We start from the raw sequence: 292 nt of genomic DNA on the forward strand, positions 1-292 counted from the left end.
GATTGACTGGCTACATTGCGTAGGCAAAGCTCGATAATCATTTTGAATCATAGCCTTAAATAGTGCATCTAGAAAGTTGTAATCTACATAAGGTTTTTCAAAATTAGGTTCTGAAAACAAATTACATGTAATCTCTTTCTGTTCTTCTTTAGGCTTTAATTTCTCTTTTTCCAATTTCTTCTGATAAGCAAGACGTTGTGTGTCATTCATCTTACCAATATTTTTATGAATATGATCCAGAACTTCTTTTTGCAAAGGCTGCAACTCTTTTTCTTGTGTTAATCCAGTGTAC

1 pseudogene is annotated in these 292 nt (G+C 32.5%); it reads right to left on the minus strand.

Going from position 1 to position 292, the window contains the following annotated elements:
* Window positions 1–292: pseudogene (locus FOT98_RS31080) on the minus strand (RNA-guided endonuclease InsQ/TnpB family protein); the annotation flags it as partial.

Origin of the sequence: Bacillus sp. HY001 (assembly GCF_007558965.1) — a bacterium.
Taxonomy (GTDB): domain Bacteria; phylum Bacillota; class Bacilli; order Bacillales; family Bacillaceae_G; genus Bacillus_A; species Bacillus_A mobilis.